General features: G+C 48.6%; 2 protein-coding genes. Both read right to left on the bottom strand.

What is annotated here, in order from left to right; genetic code table 11:
- Positions 1-132: 132 nt before the first annotated feature.
- Positions 133-1053, bottom strand: coding sequence for a ParB/RepB/Spo0J family partition protein (locus ACFQ03_RS05535; RefSeq protein ID WP_379286646.1), 921 nt, complete (start codon positions 1051-1053; stop codon positions 133-135).
- Positions 1001-1379: ParA family protein (locus ACFQ03_RS05540; RefSeq protein ID WP_379286647.1), on the bottom strand; the 379-nt coding region annotated here is incomplete at its 5' end. The genes ACFQ03_RS05540 and ACFQ03_RS05535, both read right to left, overlap by 53 nt.

Consider the following 1379-nt stretch of genomic DNA (forward strand, 5'->3'; position numbering starts at 1 on the left):
TTTCCGCCATTTACCTTCCGTAAAGAGCATCTCCGTCACCTCCTTGTAGGCACAAAAAAACTCCCTCGCAATGGAGAGTAAGGAATGGCTATTTTTTGTTCATGTTGCTTAAGATTATCTTCCATGTTCGCGCTAACGCTTGCGATACCAGCTTTCAAGCAATTGGACAATAAGGTCCTCCTTTTGTTTTTCAGTGAAATCCTTAGGGAAAAAGCGATCAATGCGCTCCCGCTGAATGTGCATTTTTTCCCTCTGATTGGGCTTTTCCTCCGTCAAAATCGAGAAGATAACATCCATATTGAGCCGTCCGCCCTGACTCAGTTTCTTCATACGCAGCGCCTGTGACAAAGAAGGCGTACAGTCTTCGGACTGTATCGTTTCATAAAGGTCTTGCTGCTCTTTTTCGGCCAAGTAAGACAACTCAACAGCCGGATTAAACGCGATCCGTTTTTCATCTACCATTTCAAGAATGGAAGGGATCAAATGAGTCAAGCGAATATACCGCTGAATTTGATTGCGACTTTCTCCAACTTGATCTGCTAGCAGTTCATCGGAACGTTTTTGTGTCCCAACTTGGGACACATTTTCTTTACTTGGTCTGCCTGCCTGTCTTTTCATCGCCTCCAGCTTCATCTTATAAGCAAACGCCTTCTCGCTAGGCGCGATATGCTCCCTTTGCAGGTTGCTGTCCACCATAATAATGGTCGCTTGATCGTCGTCCAGTTCGCGGACGATGCAAGGCATCATTTCCATACCCGCCAGCTCGCTCGCCTTTTTCCGCCGATGTCCGGCGACCATCTCATAACCGCCCTCTGCCTTCGGACGTACTAATCCAGGAACCAATACGCCGTATTGCTTCACACTATCTGCCATTTCCAGCATCGCTTCATCCGCTTTTACTTTGAATGGATGATCGGGGAAATCGCTGATCTCTGACAACGGGATGTCCATCACTTTTTCCCGCTGTGCATCGGCGCGGCTCTCATCGGTCGAAAACAAATCATCGACTGTGGTCAGCTTGATGCTGGCGCGTCTGTCGTCTTTCTTTGCCAATACCCTTCACCTCCTTTGTAAATGCCGCATACGCTTCGGCTACTTGTCCGTTCGGATCATGCTTATAAATGCTCTTCCCCTTGGCGCTCGTTTCCGCCGCACGGATGGAAAGCGGAATTTCCGTTTGAAACACACGCAGCTTGTCTCCATAATCACGCCGAAGAACAAAGGAAATATCCTTGGCAAAGTTGGTCCGGTTGTCCACCATCGTCAGCAGCACGCCATCTACCAGCAACTTCGGGTTGATTTGGCGTCGGACACGGGAAATGGTTTGCAAAAGCTGCGTCATTCCTTTCGCCGGTAAATAATGCGCCTGAACCGGAATG

The organism is Paenibacillus residui, assembly GCF_042677205.1.
GTDB lineage: Bacteria > Bacillota > Bacilli > Paenibacillales > NBRC-103111 > Paenibacillus_L > Paenibacillus_L residui.